Below are 16436 nucleotides of genomic sequence, written 5' to 3' on the forward strand. Positions count from 1 at the left end.
CTATAAGTAAATCGGACTCTTGGTTCTGGACACAGAAGTTTTCGAGAAATGGTTTTCTCTAGTTTTATTTTTATGTTTTTTGCAACATTGTCGGTAGTGTAAAAGCACTATTATCAGACACATCAACGTAATTCCTTTCACCTTCTTTTCCAATTCTAACTTCAACCTTACTATTTCCTATTTCTATAACATCACCTCCTAATTTTACCTCTCCTGTGGTTAATCCTAAATTTTTTGTACCTTCCAATATTCTTGCAATATTTACCTTACTACTCTCAGAAAATTTCATAAAAAACGTCTGATTATCCATTTCCACGTCTTCTATGATTCCTTCATTTTCAATAGCACTTTCACCGATTTCTCTCAGTTCTTTAAGCCACTCATCTATCTGTGGACGAACCTCTTGATAGAGTTTGTTATGCATCTCACTTATTCCCTTATCCTGCAATAGATCGTAACTGAATATTGCTCCATTTAGCATCAATTCACATATTATGTCTTCCTTCTCATTTTTTTTGCATTTGATCAAAGGCATTTTCGATATTACTGTATCAGCAAAACTCTTCTGCCCTTCGCTATACGCATTTATCCTGATTCCAGCACTTAGTGCTTGGTCTATAGTCTTGTTCAGTTCTTCTACGCTTTTTGCCTTTACTACTCTACTTTTAAACCATCTTAATTCTGCATTTTCACTTGCACTTGGCTCTATCTTGCTTAAGGCTGGAATAAACGGATTTTGACGATTTGAAGATTTTTTGTTATAAACCTCACGTCCTTCTCCAAGATTGATTGATTTTTCAGAAACATCGCTAGGGGAAGGCACACCTTCAGGCTTCTCAAACCTGCTTTTATCATCAAATATTTTCGGATCAGTCTCATCTACAAGTATAAGCTGCTGATTTTTTTTGCTAGTACGCCTAATAGCACTATATAGTCCTTTTGGTAATTTTTTAGAATCAATGATTAACTCATAAGTATTTCCATCCATATCATCAAATGATACTGTTTTTTTAGTAGTCATATACCCTCCTATATTAAGCATATTATTCAAGTCTATAGAGCAATTTATTGCTTTACGATTAACTTAATACGCAAATTATAAAAAGATCTTGTATATTCTGCAACTATTTATAATAAAAGAATAGCTTTTTCAGGACTTTTATTCTTTAAGTACAACTTAATATACAAACTATACAAAGATCTTTTATATTTTGTAATTCTCCAATACAGATTCTTGACTAAGTCTTTTTGCTACTTGATTTTATATTTCATTGTGTAGCCAAACTTCTCAAGCAATTGAAATTTGGTTTATAACAGCTCTCTTTCCTTAAAACTGCAATATCCTTTGTCTGTCATAATAATGTGATCCTCTAGTTCAATTCCCACTCCTTGACATGCTGATACTAATTCTCTAGTCATTACTTTATCATCTTCTGATGGTTCTAAACTCCCTCCTGGATGGTTATGAGCTAATATTATTGACGCTGCTTCCATTGATAACGCCTTTTTTACCACTTTCCTTTCAGATAAGTTCTCTAATTGCATAAAAGTCAACAATAATTTTTTGTATCATGAAAAATATTTTTTGATGTAAAATTCAGCTCTAATACAACCTTTTATTTATTATTGTATTATCTTATTCAATCAAAAGAGGTTTTATTGGCAATAAAAACATCAACACTAATTTCCAATTAATCTCTTTTAAACTATGTAGCCAATGAATATGTGGATAAATACGTCCACACAAACTTAAAGTATTTATCCACATATTCATTAAGCTTATAAAAACTAAGGTATCATTCTTTTCCTCTATAGTCTTAATGATTTTACATAAGTTAAAAGTAGCATGCTTCCATTGTTCTCTCCGCGGTCTAATATGGCTAATTCATATTGTAGCCAAGCCGCACTATACTTGTTAGGCGGAAGTGGACGGCAACATGTACGCCACGAAGTCTATGCTTCAACTTATCCTCTTGCTTATCCCTTCCATCGGCATTGCTATCTTTACTTTCAGTAAAATTATTGTTTTATACTTCTTTAGTGTTTATTGATAGCAAAACTCTTTTCTATCGATTAGCATCTTATGCATAATCACGGCTAATTTTCTTGCTACTGCAACAATTGCTTTTTTCATGCCCTTTTTCTTTTTAAGCTTCAATCCCCAGCTTCTTAATTTAAATGTCCTTTTACATTTTACCAGTAAGACCTGCGCGGCTTCATATAACATATTCCTACAGTCCACTGGTCCCATTTTTGATATACTTCCGTGTCGATCAATCTCACCAGAAGCGTACTGTCTTGGACTTAATCCCATATAGGCTCCAACTGTATAAGATGTTTCAAACCTATGCAGATCATCTATTGCAGCTTTATATGTCATTGCTACTATAATACCAACTCCTGGAACAGTAGTTAATAATTTACAATCCTCATCTTTTTTGCTTTGTTCTGAGAGCATTTTATCAAGTTTTCTTATTGATTCTTCTATTATTTCTAAACTATGTACTAATGATTCAATTGAGGTTTGGCTAATTTCATCTAGATTATTAACCATTTCTTGCACTTTTAAAGCAAAGTTTGCAGAACTAAGACGTTGATTAACTTTTATCCCGTATATTTTCAGTAATCCCCTTATTGTTCCCGCAATTTGCTCTCTGCAACGTATTAATTGTCTTCTGCTTCCAAGTATTATTTTAACCTGACAAGCTTCGTCTGATTTTACTAATACCTCCTTAAATAGCCCAACTCTCATCATTTGTGCTATGCCTCTTGCATCATTTTTATCATTCTTATTGATTCTCGCAGATAGTGCTGCTGCCATATGCCTTGCATCTACACAAGTTACTGGTAATCCAAGATTCCTCAACTCTTTGCACATCGATATTGATAATTGCCCGCTTTCTATTCCTATGGACTCGTATTTTTTGTTTTGACCAAGCAGAAACTCAGCTATTGCACTGCTTTCACTTGCAACAACCCCTTCTTTAACAATTTTTCCTTTCTCATCAATGATACTAATAAAAGTTTCTTTGAGTGAGACATCTAACCCGCTATAATGTTTCATGAGACTACTCCTACTGTAAAAGTTTAAATTATTCTTGAAGAACTAATTCATTGAATTTGTTACTTCGTGCTAAAATAATGGAGTATGTCTCTCCATCATTCAATAGCAATTACAGTATGTACTTCATCTATTGTACCAAAATACACTTCATCTCTTATCAAACGGTTCTGCTTATCCAAATATATTATCAGGACAGCTTCTTTTGCTGAAAAGCCTATGTTTACCCTTACATACTCTATCAGCTTTTCTTGGCTATCCATTACAGGGCCTCTTTTTAACCCTTCTCTGAGTGCTCTTTTATAAGCTTCTTTAACACATTCAATTGCTGCAGCTGCATGTTCGGTCATTCCTTCTATCATTTTCAGATCATCGATTTCTCGTCCTAAAATTTCTCCTATTCCTGGGCAGTTATCCATTAGAGTTTTAGTAACATCTTGTGCTTGCTTTCTGTCGTGAACTGCTCCTAGAAGCACTGACACTATCTCACGATCAAATAGAGCACTTCCTCCTCCACTCTGTAATACTCTCTCTATTTCTTCTGTAAGTTTTTTACCATTATTCATAAAATATACTCCTCGTTAATAACAAATTGTTTTTAATTATTTACTGCTGTTTTTTATCAGCATTGGCATAAAGCCATAGCTTCCGAGTGAAGTCAAATCAATTTTTCAATCTTTTTTACTTATTTTTTTATGAATAGGTTAAAATCTTAATAGATATTTATTTTTATCTAATTGAAAATTAATTCTTCATGTAAAAAAAATTGTTATTAATCAATTATTTTAGAAATAGCATCAGTAGAAAAACCTAACTGAAGTAAATTATTTGCAACTTTCATTTCCTCTATTTTATTAATCTTCTCTTTGTAAATTTGCTTTCTTTGCAAGAAAAATTCTACCCATATATTTAGCTCATCTCGTGATTCTTGGTTGTCAATTTTTCTATATTCTCTTGCCAAACTTAATAATTCATTTTCTCCTTCACAATCACTTTCTTTGTATTCCTTTATTAGATCTTCAGCATCTACTGACAATTCTTTTGCTATTTCCCATAACCTTTCACTTAAAATGGTGACACTACCTTGTTCATAGTGATGTATCTGTGAGGGTCCTATATTAAGCTTTTTTGCCAATTCTTCTTGTGTATATCCTCTTCCATTTTTTTATCTCTTGTCCTCCGTTTTGGCTTGTACAGCCGATATTCTCTCTATCAGCATATTCTTCAATTGGTAAGCCTGTTGCTCGATAGATAATGTCATTATCAAACCCTGCTTTAACTAGATTCTTTGCAATTTTTATTCTTGCTGCTTTTATATTACTTTCTTCCTCAGCTCGGATAGATTTGGTTAATGCATAAATTGCTTTGTGTCCTCCTGTTTTTTCTATAAAATTATACATTTCCTGGGTCTTAGCTTTGTCGAAACAACTACTTTCTTTTAGTACTTTTCGTCTAGGAAAGAGATTTCCAACAGGAATTGATAATGCCCCTGCTAATATTTTTAACTTTTCAATTGGAATGCCACATGTTCCTTGTTCATATCTTAGCAGTGTATGATAGTTTATGTTTGCTTTGCCTGCTAAGTTTTTCAGGGTATATTTTCTTTTTAACCTCCAGCTCCTTACTTTTTGCGCTATTTGGTACCTTATGGAAACAGTAGTATGCTTTGCCATACAGAAATAGATATTATACAGGTTAATACTACCAAATAAAGATATACAAAATGTTTGCATTTTAGTTGAATATTTCTTCACAACTGTGTATAATTATTAATGCTTTTTATCTTACTTTCTCATGGCTCTTTCGAAGTTTCTCGATCCCAAGAATGATATATCGTTCAAGCGCATCTTTGGTACTGAAAAAAATAAGGACATTCTTATTCACTTCCTTAATGATATCCTTGGCTTCACCGGCAAAAGTACAATAAGGGATATAGAGTTCTTAAGTACTATTCAAGACCCTGATATTGCTTCTAAAAAACAAAGCATTGTTGATGTTCTTTGTAGGGATGAAAATGGGCTGCAAGTCATAGTCGAAATGCAGGTCGCTAAAACTAAGGGCTTTGAAAAACGTGCTCAATACTATGCTGCTAAAGCCTATTCAAGACAGGCTGATAAAGGCGATCAATATCATGACCTTAAGGAAATTATCTTTATTGCTATAGCAGACTGTATTTTATTTCCTGATAAGTCTGAGTACAAATCAAAGCATACTATTCGCGATGAAGATACTAATGAGCATGATCTAAAAGATTTTTACTTTATATTTATTGAGTTACCTAAATTTCCAAAAACCAAAGAAGATCAGCTTTCAAGTATAGTTGAAAAATGGGTCTACTTCTTTAGATATGCAGATGAAACTAGTGAAGAAGAGCTAGAGAGAATAATAGGAAGTGATCTAATAATTGAAAGAGCATATGAAGAACTAAATAGGTTCAACTGGTCAGAAAAAGAATTTATAGCCTACGAACAAGAGATCAAACGTATTCGTGATGAACAGGCTGTCCTTGCTCAAAAGCTCGATGATGCTAAACATGAAGGCATCCAAATTGGAGAAGAGAAGGGCAAGAAAGAAGGCATCCAAATCGGCCATGAAAAAGGTAGAGCTGAAGGTAAGGAAGAGGGTATAGCAGAGGGTGAACAACAGACTAAAATAGCTGTGGCCAAAAACTCACTCAAGGCCGGTGTCTCTATAGATGTTATCGCTCAAATTACCGGTCTCTCTCATTCTGAAATTTTACAACTCAAGGAAAAAACATAATTATTCACTTCAACATTTATGAAAACCTTCTCTAAGTTCGACATATCACCTAATTAAGAATCTGGTGAACTATCTAAAACAGCTATGAAGATTGCACAAAGAATTATATAAATTACTATCATAACGTTACCCAAACTTCTATATCAAAACTACGTGCTGTAAGTTCAATATGGAAAATACATTAATCACTTAGCATTTAATGTCTACTTCATCCATTTTAGCATTAAGACTATCAAACTTGCTACTGGTTGTTTCCCTAATTATTTTGGCTACCTTCACTTTAAATTTCCCACTACTTGGCATATTAACTCTTATATTATAACCTACCTATTGAGATTACCTACAAGCTTGGTTACTCCTATCTCAGAAAGACAAGTTGATACTTTGTCCTTTGAATGGCCTTGAACGGAAGCATTACTTAAATAACTTTGAGGCTCTAAATTCATTTGCTTTGCACCATCAACTTCTAATCTACCATCTCTGTTGTGTAATATCCGTTGTATTGATCGATTTAGTACAACATTTAGCCTGCTATTAAACTCTACCATAAACTTGTCAAACTTCTTCGAACTTAACTTACCAGGACATCCTGCTTCTCTACTAGGACATGCTTTCTCTAAATACGAACTTAAAACTCCTGAGATCTCATCAAATTTACCACTCATGATTTTTCCTGTAACTTCTTTCTGTATTTCCACAAAATCAATATTTAATCGATGCATTGATACACCACTTTTTAATCCAGCTTGCTCTATTACTTTCTTAAATACCTCTGTAATATTGAGTGCATAGCCCTGTGCTTCTAGTTGAGATATAGACTGATCTGCTGTAGAAATATACTTTTGACCCGTGACGTTTCTAACCAGCACATCAAGTAACATTATTGCACCATTTACATCCATCTTTGCATCAATTTGTGAGATTGGACTTTTAGTACCTGATACTACTTCAGGCAACTCAGAAGCTAATAACCCACTCACAGAGCTTTTTACCCAACCAAATAAATCATTTATCCATGAAGATGGTCTTGTGCTACTACTTGCTGCTATTCCAGGTTGATTACTTGAATCTACAGAAAGGAATTTATGTGATGAGTGATTATGATTGCGATTGTGATCCCCGTGGTGATGACGGCGTCTGCGTTGCACAGGTTTTTCTCCTTTTTCATTGAGTTTTTTCTCTAAATATTCTGCAATACTACTATCTCTAGCAATATCTAGCGGTGCCTTGCCGTAATCACCTCTAGCATCAAGATTAGCATGAGCATCGACAAGAACTTTTACTATATCAAGACTGTTGGTATCAGCAGCATAATGTAAAGGTGTCCAATTGTCTTTGTCTTCAGCGTTAACGTTTGCACCACGATTAAGAAGCAATTTGACCACATTTAGTCTTTCATTTAACACAGCTCCATGCAAAGGAGTTGCTTGATATTCCCCATTTTTAGTTTCAATATTAGCACCATTATCAAGAAGGAATTTTATTCTATCTAAATCACCGATTTCAGCAGCTGAATACAGTAGTGTACTGCCATCTTTGTCTTTGGTATCAATATTAGCACCTTGAGCAATAAGACCTCTAACTTTATTAAAATCACTATTTCCTATTGCGCTTAATAACTGTTTATCTAGGATTAATTGTGTTTGTTGTAAGTACTGTACAAGATTATTATGTCCCTTATCTCTAGCAATATCTAGTGGTGTGTTGCCACTACTATCTTTAGTACTAATATTAGCTCCATTATTTATAAGATGCTGCAATGTATCTAAATGACCACCCCAAGAAGCCAAGTGTAGTGGCGTCTCACCATTTTTATCAGCCTCATTAATACTTGCTCCTCTCATGAGAAAAAGTTGTATAACCTCTTCATCACTGCTCTCAGCAGTAGTGTATGTAGAACCTCTACCATATACATCTTGAATATCCTTGTGATTATTCATAACAGCAAAGTGAATAGGAGTCCTGCCAAGTATATCCTTAGCATTCACATTAGCTTCCTTATCAACTAAAAACTTAGCAATATCTGAATGACCTTTCAATGCAGCCCAGTGTAGTAATGTGCAGCCATATTTATCAGTCGCATTAACACTCACATCTTTACTAACAAGAAACTCTACTGTACCTAAATTACCACTCCAAGTATAATAAAACCCACCATGCGTTCTGTCGTCAATATCTTTCGCAATAAGATCACTAATTGTCTTTAGATCTTTTTCATTTTTTACAGTAAGTAACAATTCTTTATCTAAGTGTGCTTGCATAAAAACTTGCCTCATTGTATCAGAATTAGTATAACGTTCCTCATCTTCAGGAGTTCTACCACTGTTATCTTTAACATCAATATCAGCACCTTTACTTATAAGATACTTCACCATACCTAAATGATGAACAGAACATGAAGCATAATGTAGAGGGGTTTTACCATCTTTATCTTTAGCATTAACGTTAGCACCTCGATTTACAAGGCCTTGAACTTCATTAAAATCACTATCTTTTACTGCAGCCAGTAATTGCTCATTTAATTGAGCTTGTTTTAAGTATTTTACGATGCTATCATGCTTTCGGTCGATGGCGATATCTAGCGGTGTCTTACCATCCTTATCTTTAGCTTTGATATCTGCTCCCTTACTTGCAAGATACCCCACTACATCCAGATGGCCGCCACCAGAAGCCATGTGCAATGCTGTCTGCCCATCACTATCTTTTAGATTAACATCAACTTCCCCTTCATCTACAAAATACTTTACCACATCTAGCTTACCATTGTAAGCAGCATAGTGCAGGGGAACTCTACCGCCATTATCTTTAATTTCTAAGCTATTTTTTGCATCTGCTACAAAATATTTTACTATATCCAGATTACCACCATAAGCAGCAGAATGCATAACAGTCATCCCATTACTATACTTAGCATTCAAGCTAGCCCCTTGACTTACAAGATCTCTAACTTCATCAAAATTACCATATTGTGCTGCAATAAGTAATTCTTGATTTAGCTGCACTTGTTTTAAATAGTCTACAACATCGCTGCGCTCTTGATGAGTAGCAATATCTAGTAATGTTTTACCACCTTTGTCTTGAGTATAAACGTCAGCTCCCTTTTCTACAAGGTACTTTACTACACCCAAGTGACCATTCCAAGAAGCACAGTATAGTGGTGTTCGACCATATCTATCAACATCATCGATGCTCATTCCCTTGCTGAGAAAAAATTCTATAATGTTTGTATTATTATTTTCAGCAGCAACATGTATAGGTTTCCTGCCAAAAATGTTCTCAACGTTAATATTAGCACCCTTTTCTATTAAAAAGTTAGCGACTTCTAAGTAGCCTCTCCATGCAGCAAAATGTAGCGGTGTCCAACCATTATTATCAGACTCATTAATATCAACGCCTTTCCCAATAAGGTACTTTAGTATATCCAAATTACCACTATAAGAAGCATCACATATAGAGGGGCGACAACGATGATCTTTACCCTCTAAACTAACGCCATTTTCAACAAGGTATTTAAATATACCAAAGTGACCTTTTAATACAGCATTGCGTGCAGGGGTATTACCATCTCTGTCTTCAGTATTAACATTAGCTCCTCGATTGACAGAATCTCTTACTTTGCTCATATCTCCAACTTTTACAGCATCTAGCAATTCTTGATCTAATTCTCCCTTAGCATTACTAACAATATCTCTAACTTTTCTTACATTAGACCCACAATCTTCTATCTTCCATACACCTTGCATAACCTTGCCCCCTGGAATCCAAGTAAATACTCTTCTCCTATCTTTGTCATATTTAGCATAATCAGCAGCATACAAATACTCATTATGCTTAACATTCCTTATATTACATTTATCACCGTTAGGCTCAATCTTCCACACACCTTGTGTAACCTGTTCACCTGGAATCCAAGTAAATGCCATTCGTCTATCATTATCATAATTAAAATAGTTACTAGCAGCATACAAAGTTTCATTAAATGCAACATTCACTATATAAAAGTTGTCACCATCAGGTTTAATATTCCACCTAAACTTATCATTTTTTTCATTCTTTGGAGTCCAAGTAAATGCCATTCGTCTGTCGGTATCATAATTGAAACATTTGTTAGCAGCATATAAATATTCACCTTGATAAATATTCTTAATACATACTTTCGATGAAAATACTGCATTCCTTACTGATTCTGGCAATCTGCTTTTTAGTTTCTCAAGGTTAGATCTTTCTTCTTGATGAACATCAGGATAGTTCTTCATCTCGATTGCTTCTTTAACATAGTAAGCTAACTTAAATACTGCACTATTATTTAAATCATTATTTCTTTGCATTGCGTTAAATACAGCCACATAACCCAATATACGCTGACTAACATCATTATGGCTTTCTACACAACTTAATATTTTTTTCGTATCTACTTTCCTATATACGTCATTTATAACTCCCTTAATTGTATTATTAAACAACCTTTGATCGAAATTATAAATGTCATTAGCAAGTGTATTAACCGAACCATAACGATCATGTAACATACCATCCTTTAGCTTCTCTTTTACTACATTTTTTATTGAATATTTTAACTTTTCTACAAAAAACTCTGCCCATCTTTTTACGTTAGGCACGGTTTCTGCTTGATTAATAATCTCCTTCTTTAAAACCTTAACCGTTTCCATCATCTTATATGGATCGTTGTTTCTATCCTCAATACTTGTTGCATCCTTACTAAGGAAGAATTTGACCACATCTAAATTACCATTGCAACCAGCTATACGAAGAGGTGTTCTACTATCTTTATCTTCAGCTTTATCTTTAATATCATAACCTTTATCGATAAGGAACTCAGCTATATTTAATTTACCCTCCTGAGCAGCTAAGTGCAGAGGAAGGGCGTCCTTATTTTCAACACTAAAATCCTTTCTATCAAAAAGAACTTTTACTACATCCAACCTACCTCCTTGAATAGCCATATTTAAAGGTGTTAATTCATGCTCATTTCCAATATCTATACTTTTAATCTTTTTTATCAAATCCTCAGCTTTACTATTATTTCTTTGCAATGTTGCATTAAATACCTGCTCTTTTAATAAATCTACTGTTTCCTTATAAAAATCCTCTATAATATCTTCTGAATTACAAGTAGAGACTATGCATTTCAAATTAGAAACCATCGTATCATTAAAAGCAAACATCATTTCCCTTGCTGGTTGATAGGTATTCCAATTTTCTACTTTTGCTAAGGTATTATTCTTATGTGATAACACTAAACTATCATCAGCAATCTCTGTATCAAAATCCAATATAGACTTATCTCTAAAGTCAACTAAACCAACATCATTCTTATTAGTAGGTTGATTATGATAAATTTGTAATCCTTGTTCCTCTGGTTGATAGTATCTGAAAGAGCTAGGATTGATCTCTAGATGCTCAAGCCTTAAGTTTGTACTATCAATTTTATAAAGCTCATTGTTTATTCGTAATACAATTTGTTGATTCTCTGGATTTTGAAAATAATCAACTAAACCAATGGATAAAGACCATTTAGTACCTACACTATCAAATATTGTAATATCTTGTATCTTTAAACTATCCTCTGTAAGGTCAGAGATTGATTTGCCATAACATTCATTTATATAATCCCTTTTACCTTCTTCTATGCTTATACCATCAACATCTGTTACACTTAACTCAGCAAAATCAATGATACTATAAGGTATGTTTTGATAAGACACCACTTTGTTTTTTATTTTTAAATTGAGCCTTATTGGCGACAATGAAGTTTTGCTATTTAATGTATCTGGTAGTTTGATAATATACTGGTGTTGCCCTTTCTCTCCTTCTATTGTAATGTCCTGATAGTAATTACACAGCATCAGATAGTCATCATAACCATAGTTCCGTCCACCATTAAGGTATTTCTGATAACTACTTGTAACGTCAGAGCTACTATAGCTAAAATCAACAATGACTTGACCTGAGTACATGCCAGCAATTATCACTTTTTCACTAGGTACTCCCATATGGTTTTTAATAACTTCTACTTGAGATACTGGTATGTCAAAATTATTGTTATTGACAATATCTTTTGCAATTTGGTAAGTATCAAGTAATTGTTGGTCTAGAATACTTGCTTGTATAAATGCTTTTAACTTTTTTGCACTATTTTGTATTACCTCTCTACTAATATCACTTCCTGAACTTTTCAGCTCTTGATATCTAATATCTTCTATTGTATCAGACAAAGACTTATCCTGTATTGCAACAGACTCTGTTATTCCATTGCTATTTACTTGAATTACTAGATTTTTAAAATCATTGATTTTAGTACTTGAAACAATACTTTGTGTATTATTAGCTAAAACATCTAAGCTATAGCCGACCTTTTCTATATCTTCACTTATTCCCCACTGTGTGATATTAGCAACTTGAACCTTTATTATGTCAATATTTCCTTTTATTTTTCCTGTACTGCCCAAATCACTTACTATCTTAGCATTATCACTATCTTCATTAACAACAAATATTGTTTGTTTTAATCCCCTGTTATGCACATTTTCTTTGTTAACTACTCTAACTTCATAATCTTTGTCTGTGCAGTTAAATGAATTCTGCCAGACTTCTGCATTTTTTACATTAATCAATCTTGTTTTACAGTGAGTAGTAATATTTTGCTTGCTGTCAGAATTAGACACATAGTTATATGTGTTAACCAATCTTATGTTATTACTATTACCATAACGTATAGTTCTACCATGCAAATTTGCAACGACATTATTAGCCTTAACATTCATTACTAGAGTATTTTCTTTTCCTGGTCCACCTTCAAGAGTACCAGACGTATAGTCATTAATAATAAAAATAGTTTCATTATTTTTTGAGCCAACATAACGTATATTACTACCCTCTGGAATATGCATTACTGCTGGATAATTTGCTGCTGCTGTTAATGTTTTAGGTCCTGAAATATATAATACTGATCCTCTAGGAAATGTTTGCTTTTTTGTATTACTATGCTCTTTTCTTGTTGGATTAGTAAAGATAAAAGGTCCGCCTGAGAGAGTAAAGCTCTCTTGACAATTTCTATAAATTTTGCCACTGTTACATGGAGCGAACGCATCGTCACCTGTGTGCTTTGTATTGATTGTTTTGCTGCATTGAGATTTTTGTATCGGATTTGTTAATGGTGCATCTACAATTCTTAAGCCAAGATTTTCATACTCGTATTTTGTTAGATGAGGGATATGTTTTGCATCCGTATTAACAACATAAACTTTCTTTTCTTCAATCTCTTGATAGCATTGAGGACTATTCTTTATACCACAGATAAACCTTTCCCAACCTTCACTCATAACCAAAGTATAAGGTGTCATAGTCAATATCTTAGAGATATCAATAGAAGACAAATCTCTTTTTACACTAGAGGCTATATTGATCTTGTCAAAAGAGATATCTTTATATTTTTTTTCTAAATCACATGTCCACTTCATCTGCGTCGCACACTCAGGACCATACGGTGATGGCATAATACATATAGCCTGTGCACCCATATTTTTAATCACCTCACTATATTTCTCTTCAATGGAGATTACGTATTGTACAACCGCATCTATGTCATAATTGTCATTTAACAGTTTAATAGCTGCTTCTTTTACGTAAGTTAAATAACCTTTTATTCTAATTGTGTCTTCATATTCTTTTTCTACATCTCTTCCTGTAAAAAACTTGATTACCCCTGCAAAAAATACTTCCGCTTGTTCACCACCAGGTAATAGAGGTACTTGTTCTGCTATTGCTTTTGTATACTCTATTCTCTCATGAACTTCTACACCAATTGTTATTAATACATCAGCAACCATAGTAACTACTGCTACCCTACCTAAAACTTTACCTGCAGCAGATAACCCTCTTAAAATCTTAGTAGTAGCACTTACACTTTTTACTGTAAAGCTAACACTTGCACTTATAGGCCTTATGCTCATACTTGCTAGTTTTACACCACTACTAGCTGTCCAATAATAATTTAATGGATGATGATTACCTTGAGCTATTTCATTTATACTATACCCAAATTGATAAGCAATAGTTGCAAATGTAATACTTTGAACTATGGGGTTACTGATAATCTTAACAAACGTTTGACGTACAGGTTGTGGTACTTTACTAATCAATTTTCCTACTTTACTATTAGAAGAAATACTTACACTCGTCCTAACATCATCCATAGCATCTAGTATACCATTGATACCAAATACTTGCTTTAAAGCATTATTATCATGTCGTCCAAGTGTTGCTGTATCACCTATACTATCAAGCAAGTCATATATAGCCATCATGGAAAAAAACTTTCCACCTTTTGCTCCTTTTATTTTCGCTGAATCAAATTTATCACGATCAAATGCAATTCCTTTTTCTTGAAGGCTGCTTTCTACATTACTAATATAATCTGCAAAAACTTTTTCACCAAGATCATCAAAATGATTTTTAAACGTATCAAAAGTATCTTCCCTAACACCTTTTGCTAGCAAGTTCTGTTTAATTTCCTCTACAATATTAGAGTAATCTTGATTAGTTTGAACATCACCTATATCTTCAATGTATTTTTTATTCTCTAACAACTGCTTATCATTTGATAGTTGATGTAATTTATTATGAATTTTCTCTCTTTCTGCATCTGTAGTAAAATTTTTAATTATATCATCGAATTTTACTTCATAGCCATCGATGCTTAAATAATACTCAATATTTTGTCCTTTTATTTTTTCTTTTATAACGCGATCCTTATCTCTGCCTACTTTTACTAAGATCTCAATACCATCACTATAATCATCTACAAAATATCTTTCTGCATTCTTCATTTCTATAATATCACCTATTATCAATTTTTTATCATTACCATTGTTATCTTTTACTTTTACATCAGTCCTATCAGCATTGCCTATCATATCAAACACTTGCTCACGACCTATATCTACAATTTCATTAGTTAAATCCTTAGCATTATCAATATCAAATAGCTCTTTAACACGTTGCTTTTTTTCTTCCTTTGTAATCTTTTCTTCATCAAACGAATCTATGCAGGCCATACTTACACTTCTTTCTCTTCTTGGCTTTTTACTTGGTGGATACTCCGGCGATGAAGATTTTCTTTTAGAACACTGCCCTACAGTAGGCAACATATGATGTGAACTATGAACTACTCCAACAGGAATAAATCCTTCCTTGGTTGTCCTACTTGTTAAAATAAGTTTATTCGGATTATTAGATCCTTTATCGAAAACAACACCGATAAATTTTACCTCATCACCATCTGTAAGTGTTTTATAGGTAACACCTTCTTTGTACTCTTCATTTATTTGATCATTTGCTTCCCTCAATAAAGCTTGAGCCCCTTTACCCTGCCTTGATGCCTTAAGTTCTAACCCTATTGGAGTGTACTCCTCAGCATTTCCACCTTGAGCCACAAACTTAATACCATGAACTAGCATGTCAATACGTTCCCCTCTACCAGTTTGAAACTCAGTTAAAACTAATGCTCTAGTTTCTGGTGATTCCTGTAATTTTAAGTCACTATAATAACTAAACACTCCATTCAATATTCCCTGGAAATGAGCTTCTTTATTAACGAGACTCTTAAAAGGAAAGATTCCTTCTCCAATTTTTTCTAATAATCTACTATATCCTCTTATTGATAAGGATTGGATATCTAGTGCTTTATCAAATGTTTCTTTTAACTCATTAGGATAAGTAACTTCTTTAAAAGTACCTTGAAATCTATTATCTCCGTTGTTGTACTCTTGTAAAGAATTGTATTTTTCAGTCCAAATAGTAAGATATCTTTTAAAATCTGACTTGTACCTAGTATCAAAATTAAGATTTAATTCGATTATTTCCCTATTCCCTATTTCTCTATTTAATCTATCAAGAGGGAGCACTTCATCCAGCCCGTTCAGAACATCCTTTCTGTTAGCTTCAACAATATTTATTACATAAACCAACTTCTCTGTATTTTCTGGAATGAGCACCATTGTCACAACTGCATGACTCGCATCAAGATTAGCTGACAATCTCTCCCTGGCTCTTTCAGCTGCTAAACGTCCAGACCCACGAAGATTAGGACGTACCTCGGTAGGTATATTGTCTCCATAGATAAAAATGTATTTTTTAAAACCAGTTTTTAAATCTTCAACTCTATTTAGCAATAGTGATTGCCCTAGTAAAAATCTACTAAAATAATGTTTATCTCCCTTCTCAGGTGTACCAGGAAACGTATGATAAATACGTTCTAGATTATCTTTCACCTGTCCCTTTAATTCTATTGTTCCAATCCTTTGCGTATCCCAGTCATCAGCAGATTTTAGCATATCTTGAAAAAGAGGAATTATTTCTTCCCCACGATTTGATACTTTAATATCAGAGATAGGAGATGGATTATCAAGATTGACACCAACACATAAAATGTCATCTGCAGTGGTTAGAACTCGCTGAATATTTGGTTGAAAGCCTTGTGCATACATACTGTAATTGCTATTGAATGATGGAGAGACATACTCCATTATTTTAGCACGAAGTAACAAATTCAATGAATTAGTTCTTCAAGAATAATTTAAACTTTTACAGTAGG

Annotated in this window: 8 protein-coding genes; 1 reads left to right on the plus strand and 7 read right to left on the minus strand. The window is 33.5% G+C overall.

The genetic code is table 11. The features are described from left to right. Positions 1–70: 70 nt before the first annotated feature. The 6 genes from ABWU33_RS05995 to ABWU33_RS06020 all read right to left on the minus strand — a co-directional run bounded on the left by ABWU33_RS05995 (position 71) and on the right by ABWU33_RS06020 (position 4734). Complete coding sequence (locus tag ABWU33_RS05995; protein ID WP_265024776.1) at positions 71–1021, minus strand: hypothetical protein; 951 nt, start codon at positions 1019–1021, stop codon at positions 71–73. A gap of 287 nt (positions 1022–1308) precedes the next feature. Next, positions 1309–1545: a JAB domain-containing protein gene (locus tag ABWU33_RS06000; protein ID WP_246485249.1), complete on the minus strand. Its 237-nt coding sequence runs from the start codon at positions 1543–1545 to the stop codon at positions 1309–1311. Positions 1546–2044: 499 nt separating this feature from the next. Further along, entirely contained in the window at positions 2045–3064 is a 1020-nt protein-coding gene (locus tag ABWU33_RS06005; RefSeq protein WP_214303242.1) for an IS110 family transposase, read from the minus strand. Positions 3065–3159: 95 nt separating this feature from the next. Beyond that, positions 3160–3627 (minus strand): DNA repair protein RadC, encoded by a 468-nt coding sequence (locus ABWU33_RS06010; RefSeq protein ID WP_353280622.1) that lies wholly within the window; start codon positions 3625–3627, stop codon positions 3160–3162. 206 nt (positions 3628–3833) lie between these two features. After that, the gene (locus tag ABWU33_RS06015; RefSeq protein WP_265032143.1) at positions 3834–4196 is read right to left on the minus strand and encodes a helix-turn-helix domain-containing protein; all 363 of its coding nucleotides are present in this window, start codon (positions 4194–4196) and stop codon (positions 3834–3836) included. Beyond that, positions 4180–4734 (minus strand): helix-turn-helix domain-containing protein, encoded by a 555-nt coding sequence (locus ABWU33_RS06020; RefSeq protein WP_265024780.1) that lies wholly within the window; start codon positions 4732–4734, stop codon positions 4180–4182. The genes ABWU33_RS06015 and ABWU33_RS06020 overlap by 17 nt, the downstream gene beginning before the upstream one ends. Before the next feature lie 121 nt (positions 4735–4855). On the opposite strand from ABWU33_RS06020, the gene ABWU33_RS06025 reads away from it, so the two are divergent. Continuing rightward, positions 4856–5821 carry an Rpn family recombination-promoting nuclease/putative transposase gene (locus ABWU33_RS06025; RefSeq protein WP_264706885.1) on the plus strand — a complete coding sequence of 322 codons (966 nt, stop codon included), beginning with the start codon at positions 4856–4858 and terminating at the stop codon, positions 5819–5821. Between the two features lie 323 nt (positions 5822–6144). Here the strand turns inward: ABWU33_RS06025 and ABWU33_RS06030 are convergent, their stop codons facing one another. After that, positions 6145–16395: an ankyrin repeat domain-containing protein gene (locus ABWU33_RS06030; RefSeq protein ID WP_353280625.1), complete on the minus strand. Its 10251-nt coding sequence runs from the start codon at positions 16393–16395 to the stop codon at positions 6145–6147. Positions 16396–16436 lie beyond the last annotated feature (41 nt).

Source organism: Wolbachia endosymbiont (group B) of Cyclophora punctaria (assembly GCF_964028235.1).
Classification (GTDB): Bacteria; Pseudomonadota; Alphaproteobacteria; order Rickettsiales; family Anaplasmataceae; genus Wolbachia.

Bases quoted from the DNA above. Each gene is read 5' to 3' on its own strand.
- ABWU33_RS05995 (WP_265024776.1), bottom strand. From the start codon at position 1,021: ATGACTACTAAAAAAACAGTATCATTTGATGATATGGATGGAAATACT.
- ABWU33_RS06000 (WP_246485249.1), bottom strand. From the start codon at position 1,545: ATGCAATTAGAGAACTTATCTGAAAGGAAAGTGGTAAAAAAGGCGTTA.
- ABWU33_RS06005 (WP_214303242.1), bottom strand. From the start codon at position 3,064: ATGAAACATTATAGCGGGTTAGATGTCTCACTCAAAGAAACTTTTATT.
- ABWU33_RS06010 (WP_353280622.1), bottom strand. From the start codon at position 3,627: ATGAATAATGGTAAAAAACTTACAGAAGAAATAGAGAGAGTATTACAG.
- ABWU33_RS06020 (WP_265024780.1), bottom strand. From the start codon at position 4,734: ATGGCAAAGCATACTACTGTTTCCATAAGGTACCAAATAGCGCAAAAA.
- ABWU33_RS06025 (WP_264706885.1), top strand. From the start codon at position 4,856: ATGGCTCTTTCGAAGTTTCTCGATCCCAAGAATGATATATCGTTCAAG.